A 16,413-nucleotide genomic window follows, 5' to 3' on the forward strand; every position below is an offset into this window, starting at 1 on the left:
GTGAGACCCCGCAGACGCGCAGCGTCGAGGAGGCTTACCGACCGCCCGCGGAAAGCGAAGTGCCTGGAGCGCAAATCAACAGACTTATTTAACAACCATTGAAAAAATAATGTTGTATTCTTTAGGATAATGGTATTCTACATTGTTTTGCTGTAAAATAAGGTGAATCTTTTATTAGAGAAATTTTTAAAAGTAGAAATTGGTTTTTTTTGCAAAAAGGCAAGAGAGGATTTGAGATATGAAACTACAGAACCTACTTCAACAATTGCACCTCCTCGTTCCTTATCAAGGGATTAATCCTGAAATCACTTCGATTGAAAACGACAATCGAAAGGTGCAACAGGGAAGCTTATTTATTTGTATTAAAGGTTATACCGTCGATGGGCATGATTTTGCTGAATCGGCAGTGAAAAGTGGTGCTGCCGCAGTACTAGCCGAGAGAGAATTAGCTCTTTCAGTCCCCGTGATAATCGTAAATGACACTACTCGAGCAATGGCAGTACTTGCTGATGCTTTTTATAACCATCCAACTAAATCACTGCATTTAATTGGAATCACAGGGACAAATGGAAAGACGACGACCAGTCATCTAATCGAAAAAATATTTTCTGATGTAAACCGGAGCACTGGGTTAATCGGTACCATGTATACAAAAATTGGTGATCAAAAGTTTGAAACGAAAAATACAACTCCAGAGAGTCTTGTTCTCCAAAAAGGTTTTCACCAAATGCTTGAAGCAGGTGTTGATACAGCTATAATGGAAGTTTCATCGCATGCCCTACATATGGGAAGAGTCCATGGTTGTGACTACGATATCGCTGTATTTACTAACCTTACCCAAGACCATTTAGACTATCATAAAACGATGGATGACTATATGCATGCCAAGGGTTTATTGTTTTCGCAGCTTGGAAATACCTTTGACGCTAATAAACCTAAATTTGCAGTTTTGAATGCTGATGACTCCGCCTCCGAACTATACCGGAAATCGACTGCTGCACATGTTGTTACATATGGAATTGATCATGAGGCAGATTTCCATGCTAGAAATATTCAAATGACTTCTGCAGGAACTAGCTTTGAAATAGTCATAAAAGAGAAGGTTTATCCAATCAACATTCAGTTAATTGGGAAGTTTAGTGTTTATAATGTGCTGGCGAGTATTGCAGCTGCTTTTATTTCAAGGATTCCGATGGAGGATATTATCGATTCTATTGAGAGTGTTAAGGGAGTAGATGGTAGATTTGAGTTAGTCAATGCAGGTCAAGAATTTACTGTTATCGTAGATTATGCACATACACCAGATAGTTTAGAAAATGTTTTAAAAACAGTACAAAGTTTTGCGAAAAAACGTATCTATGTAATAGTAGGCTGTGGAGGAGACCGTGATAAAACGAAGCGGCCGCTTATGGCAGAAATTGCTTGTCGTTATGCTACAGATCCGATATTTACCTCTGATAATCCAAGGAGTGAAGATCCATTAGCCATTTTAAAAGAGATGGAAGATGGTGTCATGGGGAAAAGTTACATCACAATTCCTGATAGAAAAGAGGCCATAAGAGCAGCTATAAACCAGGCTGATGCTGGTGATGTTATCTTAGTTGCAGGTAAAGGTCACGAAACCTACCAGATTATTGGCAGTAAAGTTTATGATTTTGATGACCGAGTGGTGGCTCGGGAAGCTATCGAGGAGAGATAGAAATGTATTTAGCATTTAATGATTTAGTAACATTATTCTCTGATTTTAAGGGAGTAAAAGAGGCAGACCATTTATATTTTACGATAACAGACAATGCCGCTGTAGCTCAGCCGAGAGGTTTGTTTATACCGTTAAATGATAATTCCGGGGAACTTTTAGATGCGATTGCCAACGGGGCCATCGCGGCTATTTGGGAAAGAAATAAACCAATACCTAAGTATGCACCTAATCATTTTCCAATCTTTTTTACAGATAACCCCATCGAAGGAATGACACAACTATTACGATTTTACTATGAAAAAATAAACGGAGATAATGCTAAGAAAATGAATGTGACCAAATTCGTATTTTTAAATAAAAAACTTCTCAAAGAAAATAAAGAAACATATGATATAGCTGTAATGTTAGAAAAAGGATTGTTAAAAAATACTAATGATAATTCAGAGGGGAGGGAATAAAATGCTGGAGCAAGTTATTTTTTTCACAATTTTAATGGGTTTTCTTATTACCGTTCTACTTTCTCCCATATTTATTCCCTTCTTAAGAAGGTTGAAATTTGGACAAAGCATCCGTGAGGAAGGTCCTAAGTCCCATCAAATAAAAACAGGTACACCAACGATGGGTGGAATCATGATTTTATTTTCAATTATTATTACCACTCTTGTCATGACAGAGAAGTTTTCTGAACCGACTGTAAAAACATACCTATTGATTCTTGTGACATTTGGTTTTGGATTACTCGGATTTTTGGATGATTTTATCAAAGTAGCCCTAAAGCGTAATTTAGGATTAACCTCTAAACAAAAGCTTTTAGGACAGATTATTATATCTGTTATTTTTTATCTTGTTTATAAACAAAATGGATTCCCGACAGATGTAACAGTCCCAGGTACAGATTACTCCATTGAACTAGGCTGGTTTTTTGTATTTTTCATTGTTTTTTGGCTCGTAGGATTTTCAAATGCTGTCAATCTAACCGATGGTCTGGATGGATTACTGTCAGGTACTGCTGCTATTGCATTTGGCGCCTTTGCGGTACTAGCCTGGAACCAATCGCAGATGGAAGTAGCAATTTTTTCAGTTGCAGTAGCTGGAGCAGTACTAGGTTTTCTTGTTTTTAATGCCCATCCTGCAAAAGTGTTTATGGGTGATACTGGATCGCTGGCACTTGGTGGCGCGATTGCGACTATTGCTATTTTAACTAAATTAGAGCTATTGTTAGTCATTATTGGTGGAGTATTTGTTATTGAAACACTATCTGTTATTCTTCAGGTTATCTCATTTAAAACGACAGGTAAGCGAATATTTCGTATGAGTCCACTCCATCACCATTATGAATTGCTTGGCTGGTCAGAATGGAAGGTTGTTGTAACGTTTTGGAGTGTTGGATTACTATTAGCGATACTAGGTATCTATATTGAGGTGTGGTTATAAATGAAGCAGATAAAAACGTATCTTCATAAGAAAATTCTTGTCCTTGGTTTAGCGAAAAGCGGGGTAACAGCTGCAGCGCTATTACATAAGCTTGGAGCGTTCGTAACAGTAAATGATAAAAAGCCATTATCAGAAAATCCAGAAGCTCGAGGGTTGTTAGAGCAAGGAATAAAAGTCATCTGTGGTGAACATCCTGTAGAACTTTTAGATGAGGGTTTCGAACTCATTGTTAAAAATCCAGGAATTCCATACGAAAACCCCATTATTAAAGGTGCTATAGAGAAGGGCATCCCCGTATTAACCGAGGTGGAGCTTGCCTATCAAATTTCAGAAGCACCTTTTATCGGAATTACAGGTACGAATGGGAAAACGACGACGACGACACTTATTTTCGAAATCTTAAATCAAGGCAAGAAGAACCCTTTAATTGCTGGGAATATTGGAACGGTTGCATCTGGTGTTGCAGAAGAGGCATCCCAAGATAATAATATTGTGATTGAGTTATCTTCCTTTCAATTAATGGGGATAGAAACCTTTACTCCTAAGATAGCAATTATTACTAATCTTTACGATGCTCATTTGGATTATCATGGAACTCGTGATGAGTATTTTAAAGCAAAAGCAAATATCACTAAAAATCAGACTATAGAAGACTACTTTATTTATAATGCAGATCAGCAGGAAGTAAGGGAGGTTGCTGAACACTCTCTTGCCACAACGATTCCATTTTCAACGAAGAAAGTCCTTAATGAAGGGGCTTATTTAAGCGAAGGTTACATTTGTTTTAATGGTGAAAAAGTTATGTTAGTGGAGGAAATCGCCCTTCCTGGAACTCATAATCTTGAAAATATCTTATCCGCAATGGCAGCTGCTAAGTTAACAGGTGTTAGTAATGAAGCCATTCAAAACGTTCTTAGAACATTTGCTGGCGTTAAACATCGTCTTCAGTATGTTACCGAAATGTCTGGGAGAAAGTTTTATAACGACTCAAAAGCTACAAACATACTAGCGACTATTCCTGCGTTACAGGCATTCAAGAATCCAATTATCTTGTTAGCGGGCGGCCTTGATCGTGGAAATGAATTTGATGAATTACTACCATATTTAAAACATGTAAAAGCATTACTTACCTTTGGGCAAACAGCAGCAAAAATTGAACGTGTTGGAAGAGAGGCAGGAATAAAACAAATCACTCGTGTCGATAATGTTGAAAAGGCCGTGCCGGTTGCTTATCAGTATTCAGAACCAGGCGACGTGATTTTGTTATCTCCTGCATGTGCAAGCTGGGATCAATATAAAACTTTTGAAGTCAGGGGAGACATTTTTATCGAAGCGGTGCATAAGCTTAAGTAAGGGCAGCTTGTCCAACGAAAGGCTCCCAGCGACTGTCGCTGGATCTGGACAACAATTAATGCCCTAAAACTTGCTACTCGAGGTGTTAGGTGTGCCGACAAAGAGAACTACTCCTGATTTTATATTATTAATTGTAACCATTACCTTATTGGCTGTAGGGCTGATTATGGTTTATAGTGCGAGTGCAGTATGGGCTGAATTTAAATTTGATGACTCCTTCTTCTTTGCAAAAAGACAAACGCTTTTTGCTGGTGTCGGGATTGCTGCTATGTTTTTTATTATGAATATTAATTATTGGACTTGGAGAGAGTGGTCAAAGGTCATATTGATTGTCTGCTTTGTGTTACTCATACTTGTTCTTATCCCTGGAGTCGGAAATGTTAGAAATGGTTCTCGCAGCTGGATTGGAGTTGGGGCTTTTTCCGTTCAGCCGTCAGAGTTTATGAAGCTCGCAATGATTGCCTTTTTAGCCAAATTTCTTTCTGAGCGGCAAAAATTAATAACGTCCTTTCGGCAAGGACTAGTTCCTTCATTAGGACTTGCATTTATCGCCTTTGCTTTAATTATGCTCCAGCCAGATTTAGGTACTGGAACTGTAATGATTGGAACCTGTGTTGTCATGATATTTATTGCAGGTGCAAGAGTTGGCCATTTTGCTTTTCTAGGATTATTAGGCTTAGCAGGCTTTGTTGGCTTAGTTGCTTCAGCACCATATAGGATAAAAAGAATAACTTCCTTTTTAGACCCATGGCAAGACCCATTAGGCAGTGGATTTCAAATTATTCAATCACTTTATGCGATTGGACCAGGTGGACTATTCGGACTAGGACTTGGTGAAAGCAGACAGAAGTTTTTTTACTTGCCTGAGCCTCAAACTGATTTTATATTTGCAATTTTGTCTGAAGAACTAGGATTTATTGGCGGCTCCTTCATTTTACTTTTATTCGCCCTGTTACTGTGGAGGGGAATACGCATCGCCCTGGGGGCACCTGATTTATATGGGAGTTTTTTAGCGGTAGGTATTATTTCTATGGTTGCCATTCAGGTAATGATTAATGTCGGAGTTGTAACAGGTTTAATGCCTGTTACCGGAATCACGCTTCCGTTCCTAAGTTATGGGGGATCTTCACTAACCTTAATGTTAATGGCAATAGGTGTTCTTTTAAATATTAGCCGTTATGCGAGATATTAAATTACCCTGTTGCGAAGGCAGGGTTCTTTTTATTTATCGGTTTATTTGTTTACAATTAGATAACAATCTTTTTTCAATCATTAACTTCTGTTAATTTTATAGTAAGATAGGATAAGAAATGAACTTGATGCAATTAATTATTGGGGTGGACATATGAAAATAGTAGTAAGTGGGGGCGGGACTGGCGGACATATTTATCCAGCTCTTGCTCTCATAAGGGAAATACAAAAAGAAAATAAAGACGCTCAAGTTTTATACATAGGCACAAAGAACGGTTTGGAAAGCACGATTGTTACACGGGAAAAGATACCTTTTAAATCTATCCATATTACTGGGTTTAAAAGAAAACTTTCCTTGGATAATATCAAAACAGTAGTAAGATTTTTAAAGGGTGTTAAAGATAGCAAAAAAATGTTAAAAGAATTTAAGCCTGATATCGTGATTGGTACTGGTGGTTATGTTTGTGGGCCAGTTGTCTATGCAGCAGCAAAATTGAATATACCTACGATTATTCATGAGCAAAATAGTGTGCCTGGGTTAACAAATAAATTCCTAAGTAGATATGTTAATAAGGTTGCTATATGTTTTGAAGAGGCTAGAGAATATTTTCCAAATGAGAAAGTTGAATTTACAGGAAACCCAAGAGCTTCGGAAGTCATTGGTAAAGATGGAATTAGAGGAAGACTTTCCGCGGGATTAAGTACGACAATGCCGGCAGTATTAATATTCGGTGGGAGCCGTGGTGCTAGACCGATTAATGAAGCGGTTGTGAAGGCACTATCTGAATTTGCCGATAAACCATATCAGGTACTTTACATCACTGGTGATGCACATTTTAATGACGTACAGAATGAAGTGGAACTAGTGGGGAATCCGAAAAACGTAGTGATAAAACCTTTTATTCATAACATGCCAGAGGTTTTGGCGGGCATTGATCTAGTTGTTTCTAGAGCTGGTGCAACAACGTTGGCTGAAATCACTTCATTAGGAATTCCGAGTATACTCATACCAAGCCCGTATGTTACAAATAATCATCAAGAAAAAAATGCAAGGTCACTTAGTGATCATGGCGCAGCAGAGCTGCTTCTTGAAAAAGACTTAACGAGTAACAGTTTAATTCAACATATTGATAAAATTCTGTTAGACACTGAAAATCAGAAAATGATGAAAATGAAAGCAAAGAAATTAGGTGTACCTAATTCAGCTGAAAAACTATATAAACTTATGAAACAGCTAATACAAGGAAAACAAAAGTAGCCCAAATAGGTTTTTAGCATAAACTAAAACTATACGTTTGTTTTGAAAGATAGGGTGATAGGAATGGACGGATTATTAACTGAAATTCAAGAATTGAATATTGGGAAAGTGAAAAAAAATGAACTGCTTTCATTGCATACGACAATGAAAATTGGCGGACCTGCAGACCTCTTAATTGAACCATCTTCTTTGGAAAATATTCAAAAAGTAATGAGCATTATTAAGGACCGTCAACTCCCATGGAGAGCGATTGGCAGAGGATCTAATTTACTTGTTTCTGATAAAGGGATTGAAGGTGTAGTAATTAAACTAGGTTCGGGGTTAGACCATCTATCGATAAATGATTCTACAATTACAGTTGGGGGTGGTCATTCCTTAGTGAGCTTATCTACCATAATTTCCAAGAAAGGGTTGTCCGGACTTGAATTTGCAAGTGGCATCCCAGGTTCAGTTGGTGGAGCAGTTTATATGAATGCAGGGGCACATGGATCAGATATTAGTAAGATCTTAACGAAGGCGCATATACTGTTTGAAGACGGGTCAATCGAATGGTTGTCTAATGATGAAATGGAGTTCACCTACAGAACCTCAGCCCTTCAAAAGAAGCGTCCGGGTATCGTTTTAGAAGCGGAATTCAAATTAACCAAGGGTGATAGGACGGCTATCGTTTCCCAAATGCAAAAAAACAAAGATTATCGCAAAGAAACCCAACCATGGAATTTTCCTTGTGCAGGAAGTATCTTTCGTAACCCACTGCCTCATTATGCGGGAAAACTGATTGAAGATGCTGGCTTAAAAGGGTATCAAATTGGCGGGGCAAAAATATCAGAAATGCATGGGAATTTTATTGTAAATGCAGGTAATGCAACAGCAAAGGACGTTCTTGATTTAATTCAATTTATAAAAGACACCATCCTAAATTCTTATGGAGTGAAAATTGAAACTGAGGTAGAAATTGTTGGGAGACAATAAAGAAATAGTCGTACTAATTACAAATTTTGTGTTATAATTACACATTATAAATATGGAAAAAAACTAAGAAAATGAATGACGGCATGATTTTTCGTGCCGTTGTTTTCGCTTTTTTGGCAGTAAAAGCGAGTAGTAATACATAGGTTTTCTTTTGGGACATGCTAAGTGTTATTCTTGATGGGGGGAAGTGTATGGATAAAGGTAAGATTGTTGCCCTTGAGGACCGAATACCGAAGCTTAAAGAGCAAAGACGGCGCAAAGCTAACAGAAGGCTAATTTTTCTTCTGTTTTTGTTCTTTACCATGATTGTCATTGTCGCTTATGGACAATCACCCTTAAGTCATGTGAAAAAGATAACCGTAAAAGGAAATGAATTACTGTCAGCAAGTGAAATTATTAAAAACACCGGAATATCAAAAAAGACAAATATTTGGAGTATCAAGAAAGAAACAATTACCCATGACCTCCAAAAGCTGAGTGTGATAAAGAAAGCAGAAGTAAAAATTAATTGGCCAAATACGGTAATTATTGAAATCAAGGAACGGAATAAAATAGCCTATTATGAGTTGGATAAATCCTATTATCCGGTCCTGGAAAATGGAAAAGTTCTTAAAGATAGACAAGTTGCTGAAATACCTGTAAATGCACCAATTCTTTTTAAATTTGATGAAGGTTCTATGCTTAAAGAGATGGTATCTGCCCTGGAAGAACTTCCTGATGAGATTCGAAATGCTATTTCAGAGATACACTATACCCCAAAAAAAACGGATGATTATCATATATCGTTATTCATGAACGATGGTTTTGAGGTAAGTGCCACGCTGCGAACTTTTTCGAAAAAAATGATACATTACCCTTCAATCATAAGTCAATTAGATCCGAGTATTAAGGGTATTATCGATTTAGAGGTCGGCTCATACTTTAAGGCCTATGAATTGGAAGCGGAGGATACAAAAATTGAAAATGATAAAGGTGAAGGGTAAGCATGTAATATTATCCCTAGTCTGCCTTGTTCTTGGGTTTATGATAGCATTTTCCTATCATTTTACTCAAAAAGAAATCAATCAACAAAGCACAAATATATCAAGTAAACAGTGGGAAAAGACATTAGACCTTCGAAATCAACTGATTGAATTAGAGGAATTAAATCTCAAGCTCCAGAAGGAATTAAACCAAAAGCAAGAAAAGGTGTTACAAAACGAAAAGGATCTTTCCAAAGAAGCAGAGGTTTACTCTACCCTAGCTGAAGATGCAGAGAAATACAGAATGTTCTTAGGTAAAGTTAAGGTTAAGGGCCAAGGGGTAATGGTGCAGCTTTCAGATGGCGAATACGATCCCAAGGAAGCAAATATTAATAACTACCTTGTCCATGAATACCATGTATTTAAAGTAATTAATGAGCTATACATTTCTGGTGCAGCCGCCATTGCCATTAATGGCCAAAGGTTGACAAGTCAGTCTTATATTCTTTGTAATGGTCCCGTTATTACGGTAGATGGCATTCAACATCCAGCACCTTTTGTCATTACAGCTATTGGTGACCCTGAGGTATTAACTTCTGCCCTGAATTTAACAGGCGGAGTTAAAGACCAACTTGTAAATGATAATATTGTTTTTACCCTTGAAAAAATGAATGAAATCATTCTAAATCCAATTTTAGGAAAATCATAAATATTCGATATGTCCACATAAGGAAAAAATAAAAGGTTAGGTGAAAAAAGTGGACAAGCATAAAAAAAATATAAGTTTTATTGCAATCTCTGCTGTGATTGGTTTTATGATTGCGATTCAATTTCAAACGGTCAAAAATCCCGTTGAGCGGGATACTCGTGATTTATGGCAGCTGCGGGAAGCATTACTTCAGGAAAAAGAAATGCAATCTGATTTACTTAGAGAAATTCGTTCCAATGAGGAAAAATTGCTCGCTTATGAATCAAAACAGAAACAGAGTAAGGAACAGACATTGATTGACACGATTCAAGAATTAAAGATTGAGGCTGGAATGACAGAGGTTCAAGCTCCCGGAATAACGCTGAGAATCGAACCAATACTTGAGAAAGTTCAAATTGGTGCACCAATATCAAATAGCGTGTCACCTGAACTTCTAAAAAGACTATTGAATGAATTGAATAGGTATGACGCTAAATACGTATCTGTTGATGATCAACGTATCATTAATACAACGGTTATTAGAGACATTAACAATGAAACGAAAATTGATGGTCACGCACTGTCAAGTTTACCAATCGAAGTGAAGGTAGCTGTTGATAAAATGGCAACTGCTGAAAAGTTATATAATCAGATGAAAGTCTCTAAAGCTACAGAAGAATTTTTCATTGAAAACCTCAAGCTAAAGGTTTTGGAACCCAATCCTGAAATCACGATTCCAGGATATGATAATCCCATCCGGATTCGATACTTAGAGTCAATAAAGGCGTCTGAAGGAGGGAATTCATAATGTGGCTCCCGTTATTAGGGTTGATTGTGGGAATAACACTTGGGTTATTAACAGATATAAGTATTCCAGAAGAGTATTCTAATTATCTATCTATAGCAGTTTTGGCTGCTCTTGATACGTTATTTGGTGGAATAAGGGCACATCTGCAAAATATATATGATGAAAAAGTATTTGTTTCTGGATTCTTTTTTAATATTATACTTGCTGCAAGTTTAGCTTTTCTAGGCGTTCATCTTGGTGTAGACTTGTATTTAGCAGCAGTTTTCGCCTTTGGTGTCCGCTTATTTCAAAATATTGCGGTAATAAGACGAATATTATTGACAAAATGGTCAACAAACAAAGAAAAATAAGAAAAAAATTGAGTTTTTTTAAAGGGAATTATTCAGTTGTGACGAATAATTTTATAAGATATAGGTATGAATTGTTTATTTATATATCTTGTTAAAATGAAATTGTTGTTCGACTCAAAGGAAAGCTAAGGAGGTGCCAAAGAATGAACAGCAATGAAATATATGTAAGTCTTGACATCGGTACATCCAGTGTAAAAGTAATCATTGGTGAAATTGTCAACGACACGATAAATATAATTGGTGTTGGAAACGTTAATTCTGAAGGGTTACGTAAAGGGTCTATCATTGACATCAATGATACCGTTCATTCTATTAAACGTGCAATTGAAGAAGCAGAGAGAATGATTGGAATGGAAATCCGACAGGTGATTGTTGGGATTTCTGGCAATCAGGTTGCTCTGGAACCGTGTCGGGGAATTGTTGGTGTTTCCAGTCAAAATCGTGAAATCACAAATGAAGATGTTAGACGTGTTATTGAAGAGGCTCAAGTTGTTTCCATCTCTCAGGATCGAGAAATTATTGGAGTTATACGGAAACAATTTATTCTTGATGGCAAGGATGAAATTAATAATCCATGTGGTATGATTGGTGTCCGCTTAGAAGTAGAGGGTACACTTATTACGGGTTCCAATGCAATCATTACGAATACACTGCGATGTGTAGAACGGGCTGGATTAGAGATTACGGACATTATTCTACAGCCGCTTGCTGCTGGGGAATATGCACTATCAAAGGATGAGAAAAATTTAGGGGTTGCTTTAATTGACTTAGGTGGTGGTTCAACAACCATTGCTTATTTTGAGGAAGGATTCCTGGCAGCTACTAGTGTTTTACCAGTAGGTGGAGATATGATTACAAACGACCTTTCAAAGGTTTTGCACACTTCTACCGAAGATGCCGAAAAAATTAAAGTAAAATATGGACATGCTTTTTACGATGATGCATCAGAAGATGAGTTTTTTAGTGTTCCCATTATCGGAAGTGATCAACATCAACAATTTAATCAACTTTATGTTTCTGAGATCATTGAAGCCCGAATGGAAGAAATCTTTGAATTGATTGCCCATGAACTAAAGCGATTAGGTATAAATGATTTACCAGGTGGATTTGTATTTACAGGCGGTACTGCAAATATGCAAGGCGTATTAGAGCTAGCTCAATCAATTTTCCAAAGCCCAGTTCGTAAGGCCGTTCCTAATTATATAGGTGTAAGAGAACCTCAATATACAACAGCGGTTGGTTTGATTAAATATGCTTACAAGAATGCTAGATTACCAGGTGGGACATTTGTTGCTTCTGCACCTGTTTCTGAACCAATCGAGAAGAAAGTTCAAAAACAACAACAACAGCCAAAAGCAAAAGTAGAAAAACATCCGGAAGATAAGATGTCATCAAAAGTAAAAAAATTCCTTGGTCTCTTTTTCGAATAGGCTAACACGAAAAGGAATATCAATGAATTAGGAGGATTTGTCATGTTAGAGTTTGATACAAATTTAGATTCTCTTGCAACAATAAAAGTAATTGGGGTTGGCGGCGGAGGAAACAACGCGGTAAATCGAATGATTGAACATGGTGTTCAAGGGGTAGAATTTCTAGCAGTAAACACCGATGCACAAGCACTTAACCTTTCAAAGGCAGAAGTTAAAATGCAAATTGGTTCAAAGTTAACACGAGGACTTGGAGCAGGTGCTAATCCTGAAGTTGGGAAGAAAGCTGCAGAAGAAAGTAGAGAGCAATTAGAAGACGCATTACGCGGCGCGGATATGGTGTTTGTTACAGCAGGTATGGGCGGCGGTACTGGTACGGGTGCCGCACCAGTTATTGCTCAAATTGCCAGGGATTTAGGTGCCTTAACGGTTGGCGTTGTTACACGTCCATTTACATTTGAAGGTAAAAAACGTTCAAACCAAGCTGCTGGCGGTATTGGCTCCATGAAAGAAGCTGTGGATACGCTGATTGTTATTCCTAATGATCGACTTCTAGAAATTGTCGATAAAAGTACTCCAATGCTTGAAGCTTTCCGTGAAGCGGATAATGTTCTTCGCCAAGGGGTTCAGGGTATTTCAGATTTAATTGCAGTTCCTGGTCTAATTAACTTGGACTTTGCAGATGTAAAAACAATTATGTCAAACAAAGGATCCGCATTAATGGGAATTGGAATGGCAACAGGGGAAAATCGTGCCACTGAGGCAGCAAAGAAAGCAATTAGTTCTCCTTTGTTAGAAACCTCTATAGATGGAGCACAGGGAGTTCTAATGAATATTACAGGCGGCAGTAACTTGAGTCTTTATGAAGTCCAAGAAGCAGCTGATATAGTTGCTACAGCCTCTGATCAAGAAGTAAATATGATCTTTGGATCTGTAATTAATGAAAATCATAAGGATGAAATTATTGTTACCGTTATTGCCACCGGCTTTAATGAAGAAGTAGTACAACCTAAAGCTGTTCGTCCAACATTTGGCCAAGCCAAACCACAGGTGAACACTAGTAAGAGAGAGCAAAAACGTGAAGAGGTCCCACAGGAATCGGTTCGCAATAACAATGTTTCTCAAGAGGATGCTTTAGATATCCCTACTTTCTTACGAAACAGAAATCGTAGAAGATAATTTTTTATAGAAGGGCATGGTCCAATAGGACTATGCCCTTTTTGATGTCAAAAAAAATAGACAAAATACGTTGTTTATAGTGAAAATTTCTGTTTTTTTGATTACATAAAGTGACACACTTCAGCCCCTAAGGTAGGTTATACTTTTTCCTAAACAGATTAATAGATATGAATAGATGGTAATAACACATATGTATAATCGATCATGCTACTAACTTGCTGGAGACATTAAAGGGGGAAGGCTAGTTGTCGGTATATTTAGACGTTATTTGGGCCCTTAATATGTTATTCGATAGCCTGCTTCTGTATCTCTCAGCCATTTTTTTAAAAAGACGAATTAAGATTTGGAGGTTATTAGCAGGTGGTTTTATCGGTTCATTAATTATTCTATTTTCGTTTACACCATTACATTCCTATTCGAACCACCCGATATCCAAGCTTCTTTTTTCGGTTGTAATGGTATTGATTGTCTTCGGTTATAAACGCCTATCCTTTTTTATTAAGGCATTAATGACTCTTTATGTAACAACGTTTTTAATTGGAGGAGCATTAATTGGAGCTCATTATTTTGTTCAATTTGACTCTGAAATGTCAACAAAGGTAATGATTGCAAGTGTTACTGGGTTTGGTGATCCGGTTAGCTGGCTTTTTGTTTTGTTAGGTTTTCCAATTGCATGGCATTTCTCAAAAAGGAATATTGAAAACATGGAAATGACTAAGATTCAATTTGATCAGATTGTTACTGTCACACTAAAAATAAATAATGAATCCTTTACTTTTAAAGGGCTTGTTGACAGTGGTAATCAGCTTTATGATCCATTATCCAAACTTCCAGTAATGTTTGTCTCAATAAAGAATATGGTAGAAGGGTTGAGCGAACCAATTCAAAAAATGGCAACCGATCCCGAATCTCTGATTCTTGGAAATCTAGAGTTTCCGGTAGATTGGCAAAATAGGCTAAGGATTGTTCCTTGCCGGGTGGTGGGACAAGAGAATCAGCTCATCGTGGCCGTAAAGCCTGATACAATTTTGATTGCTTCTAAAGGTGAGAGTTATTTATGCGAAAAGGGTCTTGTATCATTTACTATGCAGCAATTATCTGCTGATGATGCTTTTCAATGCATTGTTCATCCCAAAATGCTCACCGGACCAAAGCAGCATGATGATTCGGTGAAGGTAAGCTAATAATACTATACTCGTAAAGAACATATTTTAGAAGGAGGAACTTGCGTGAAAAAATGGAGACTTCGCTTATCCTACTACTGGTATAAGATACTAATCAAATTAGGAATTAAAAGTGATGAAGTTTATTATATTGGCGGCAGTGAAGCCTTACCGCCTCCTTTAAGTAAGGATGAAGAAGAGCTGCTTTTAAATAAGCTTCCAGGTGGGGATAAGGCGGCAAGATCGATACTAATAGAACGAAATCTACGACTTGTTGTCTACATCGCCAGGAAATTTGAGAATACCGGAATTAATATTGAGGACTTAATTAGTATTGGTACCATCGGCTTAATTAAGGCTGTCAACACGTTTAATCCAGAGAAAAAAATTAAGCTAGCTACATATGCCTCCAGATGTATTGAAAATGAAATTCTCATGTATTTGCGAAGAAATAATAAAATTAGATCTGAAGTTTCCTTTGATGAACCATTAAATATTGATTGGGATGGGAATGAATTACTTTTATCTGATGTATTGGGAACGGATGATGATATTATTACCAAGGATTTAGAAGCAAATGTAGACCGTAAGCTACTGACAAAGGCACTACATCAACTTAGTGACAGAGAGAAGCAAATTATGGAACTGCGCTTCGGACTTATCAATGGTGAGGAAAAGACACAGAAGGACGTAGCTGATATGTTGGGAATATCGCAATCATATATTTCCAGGTTAGAAAAAAGAATCATCAAAAGATTACGAAAAGAGTTCAATAAAATGGTATAAGTACGAAAAGCGGAAGCGCCTTGTTCAGCCCCGACAAGCGTAAGACGAGCGCTGACAGAAGGCGCTCTTTTTGCCTTCCGAAGCGATTGGCTTATGACCTCGAGGGGCTAGGCGCTGGAGCTAGACAAAAAAGAAAAAAGAAATTTTTTCTTGCTAAGTTATCTATAAAAATTGAGATTTCATCAGACTTTTGACAATTTCATGGCAATTCCTTGGAAAGTACAAGTGCATATTTTTCCTGCTCAAGGAAATACTGTTTTTTGTACAGCAACTCCTATGAGGAGGGAAAAGGGATTGACTCGAAATAAAGTTGAAATTTGTGGCGTGGATACATCAAAACTTCCTGTATTAAAAAATGAAGAAATGCGAATACTCTTCAGGCAAATGCAAGAGGGCGAAATTACAGCACGAGAAAAACTCGTCAACGGAAATTTACGACTCGTTTTAAGTGTCATTCAGCGGTTTAACAACCGAGGTGAGTTTGTTGATGATCTGTTTCAGGTTGGCTGTATTGGGCTTATGAAATCGATTGATAACTTTGATTTAGGTCAAAACGTAAAGTTTTCCACGTATGCCGTACCAATGATTATTGGCGAAATTCGCAGGTACCTGCGCGATAACAATCCAATTCGCGTTTCGAGGTCCTTGAGGGATATCGCTTATAAGGCACTTCAAGTTAGGGAACGATTAATGAGTGAAACTTCACGGGAACCAACGGCGGAGGAAATTGCAAAAGTATTGGAAGTCCCTCACGAAGAAATAGTATTTGCATTAGACGCGATTCAAGACCCGGTATCCCTATTTGAGCCAATCTATAACGATGGTGGGGACCCAATTTATGTGGTGGACCAATTAAGCGATGAGAAAAGTAAAGATATCCATTGGATTGAAGAAATAGCCTTAAAAGAAGGTATGCGGAGATTAAATGAACGTGAAAAACTAATTTTAAGAAAACGATTCTTCCAAGGTAAAACGCAAATGGAAGTAGCCGATGAAATCGGAATATCACAAGCACAGGTTTCACGGTTAGAGAAAGCTGCCATAAAACAAATGAATAAAAATATTCAAAGTTAAAGCTGTCCTACAAGGGCAGCTTTATTTTTTCTTTCATTTACAGATAAAATAGCGAAACAAATCATATAT

Annotated in this window: 16 protein-coding genes; all 16 read left to right on the forward strand. The window is 37.4% G+C overall.

Annotated elements, in window-relative coordinates:
- The first annotated feature begins 238 nt into the window (after positions 1-238).
- The 16 genes from V7124_RS00480 (at position 239) to sigG (ending at position 16,344) form a co-directional block, all read left to right on the forward strand.
- Positions 239-1,699: a UDP-N-acetylmuramoyl-L-alanyl-D-glutamate--2,6-diaminopimelate ligase gene (locus V7124_RS00480; RefSeq protein WP_335484987.1), complete on the forward strand. Its 1,461-nt coding sequence runs from the start codon at positions 239-241 to the stop codon at positions 1,697-1,699.
- 2 nt (positions 1,700-1,701) lie between these two features.
- Entirely contained in the window at positions 1,702-2,157 is a 456-nt protein-coding gene (locus V7124_RS00485; RefSeq protein ID WP_335411801.1) for a hypothetical protein, read from the forward strand.
- Position 2,158: 1 nt separating this feature from the next.
- Entirely contained in the window at positions 2,159-3,133 is a 975-nt protein-coding gene (gene mraY, locus V7124_RS00490) for a phospho-N-acetylmuramoyl-pentapeptide-transferase (RefSeq protein WP_335411799.1), read from the forward strand.
- On the forward strand, positions 3,134-4,486 hold the full coding sequence (murD, locus tag V7124_RS00495) for a UDP-N-acetylmuramoyl-L-alanine--D-glutamate ligase (RefSeq protein WP_335411797.1): 1,353 nt from the start codon (positions 3,134-3,136) through the stop codon (positions 4,484-4,486). It begins immediately after the preceding gene.
- Between the two features lie 91 nt (positions 4,487-4,577).
- Positions 4,578-5,678: a stage V sporulation protein E gene (gene spoVE / locus V7124_RS00500; protein ID WP_335411795.1), complete on the forward strand. Its 1,101-nt coding sequence runs from the start codon at positions 4,578-4,580 to the stop codon at positions 5,676-5,678.
- Between the two features lie 153 nt (positions 5,679-5,831).
- Positions 5,832-6,935, forward strand: coding sequence for an undecaprenyldiphospho-muramoylpentapeptide beta-N-acetylglucosaminyltransferase (gene murG / locus V7124_RS00505; protein ID WP_335411793.1), 1,104 nt, complete (start codon positions 5,832-5,834; stop codon positions 6,933-6,935).
- 63 nt (positions 6,936-6,998) lie between these two features.
- The gene (murB, locus tag V7124_RS00510) at positions 6,999-7,907 is read left to right on the forward strand and encodes a UDP-N-acetylmuramate dehydrogenase (RefSeq protein ID WP_335484990.1); all 909 of its coding nucleotides are present in this window, start codon (positions 6,999-7,001) and stop codon (positions 7,905-7,907) included.
- Positions 7,908-8,098: 191 nt separating this feature from the next.
- On the forward strand, positions 8,099-8,890 hold the full coding sequence (locus V7124_RS00515) for a cell division protein FtsQ/DivIB (RefSeq protein WP_335484993.1): 792 nt from the start codon (positions 8,099-8,101) through the stop codon (positions 8,888-8,890).
- Positions 8,871-9,578, forward strand: a complete 708-nt coding sequence (locus V7124_RS00520) for a DUF881 domain-containing protein (protein ID WP_335411917.1) — start codon at positions 8,871-8,873, stop codon at positions 9,576-9,578. Before V7124_RS00515 ends, V7124_RS00520 begins: the two co-directional genes overlap by 20 nt.
- Before the next feature lie 49 nt (positions 9,579-9,627).
- Positions 9,628-10,365 (forward strand): DUF881 domain-containing protein, encoded by a 738-nt coding sequence (locus V7124_RS00525; RefSeq protein ID WP_335411787.1) that lies wholly within the window; start codon positions 9,628-9,630, stop codon positions 10,363-10,365.
- Positions 10,365-10,715, forward strand: coding sequence for a small basic family protein (locus V7124_RS00530; RefSeq protein ID WP_335411785.1), 351 nt, complete (start codon positions 10,365-10,367; stop codon positions 10,713-10,715). The genes V7124_RS00525 and V7124_RS00530 overlap by 1 nt, the downstream gene beginning before the upstream one ends.
- 143 nt (positions 10,716-10,858) lie before the next feature.
- Positions 10,859-12,145: a cell division protein FtsA gene (gene ftsA, locus V7124_RS00535; protein ID WP_335411783.1), complete on the forward strand. Its 1,287-nt coding sequence runs from the start codon at positions 10,859-10,861 to the stop codon at positions 12,143-12,145.
- 42 nt (positions 12,146-12,187) lie between these two features.
- Positions 12,188-13,321, forward strand: a complete 1,134-nt coding sequence (gene ftsZ, locus V7124_RS00540) for a cell division protein FtsZ (RefSeq protein ID WP_335411781.1) — start codon at positions 12,188-12,190, stop codon at positions 13,319-13,321.
- Between the two features lie 245 nt (positions 13,322-13,566).
- A complete protein-coding gene (gene spoIIGA, locus V7124_RS00545) occupies positions 13,567-14,505 on the forward strand; it encodes a sigma-E processing peptidase SpoIIGA (RefSeq protein ID WP_335484998.1) in 939 nt (312 codons plus the stop codon).
- Between the two features lie 45 nt (positions 14,506-14,550).
- Entirely contained in the window at positions 14,551-15,270 is a 720-nt protein-coding gene (sigE, locus tag V7124_RS00550) for an RNA polymerase sporulation sigma factor SigE (protein ID WP_335411777.1), read from the forward strand.
- A gap of 294 nt (positions 15,271-15,564) precedes the next feature.
- Positions 15,565-16,344, forward strand: coding sequence for an RNA polymerase sporulation sigma factor SigG (gene sigG / locus V7124_RS00555; protein WP_335485001.1), 780 nt, complete (start codon positions 15,565-15,567; stop codon positions 16,342-16,344).
- The last annotated feature ends 69 nt before the right edge of the window (positions 16,345-16,413 follow it).

Source organism: Neobacillus niacini (assembly GCF_036961885.1).
Classification (GTDB): domain Bacteria; phylum Bacillota; class Bacilli; order Bacillales; family Cytobacillaceae; genus Neobacillus; species Neobacillus niacini_H.

Coding starts and splice junctions, on each gene's coding strand:
- V7124_RS00480 (WP_335484987.1), top strand. CDS start 239: ATGAAACTACAGAACCTACTTCAACAATTGCACCTCCTCGTTCCTTAT.
- V7124_RS00485 (WP_335411801.1), top strand. CDS start 1,702: ATGTATTTAGCATTTAATGATTTAGTAACATTATTCTCTGATTTTAAG.
- mraY (WP_335411799.1), top strand. CDS start 2,159: ATGCTGGAGCAAGTTATTTTTTTCACAATTTTAATGGGTTTTCTTATT.
- murD (WP_335411797.1), top strand. CDS start 3,134: ATGAAGCAGATAAAAACGTATCTTCATAAGAAAATTCTTGTCCTTGGT.
- murG (WP_335411793.1), top strand. CDS start 5,832: ATGAAAATAGTAGTAAGTGGGGGCGGGACTGGCGGACATATTTATCCA.
- murB (WP_335484990.1), top strand. CDS start 6,999: ATGGACGGATTATTAACTGAAATTCAAGAATTGAATATTGGGAAAGTG.
- V7124_RS00515 (WP_335484993.1), top strand. CDS start 8,099: ATGGATAAAGGTAAGATTGTTGCCCTTGAGGACCGAATACCGAAGCTT.
- V7124_RS00520 (WP_335411917.1), top strand. CDS start 8,871: ATGATAAAGGTGAAGGGTAAGCATGTAATATTATCCCTAGTCTGCCTT.
- V7124_RS00530 (WP_335411785.1), top strand. CDS start 10,365: ATGTGGCTCCCGTTATTAGGGTTGATTGTGGGAATAACACTTGGGTTA.
- ftsA (WP_335411783.1), top strand. CDS start 10,859: ATGAACAGCAATGAAATATATGTAAGTCTTGACATCGGTACATCCAGT.
- ftsZ (WP_335411781.1), top strand. CDS start 12,188: ATGTTAGAGTTTGATACAAATTTAGATTCTCTTGCAACAATAAAAGTA.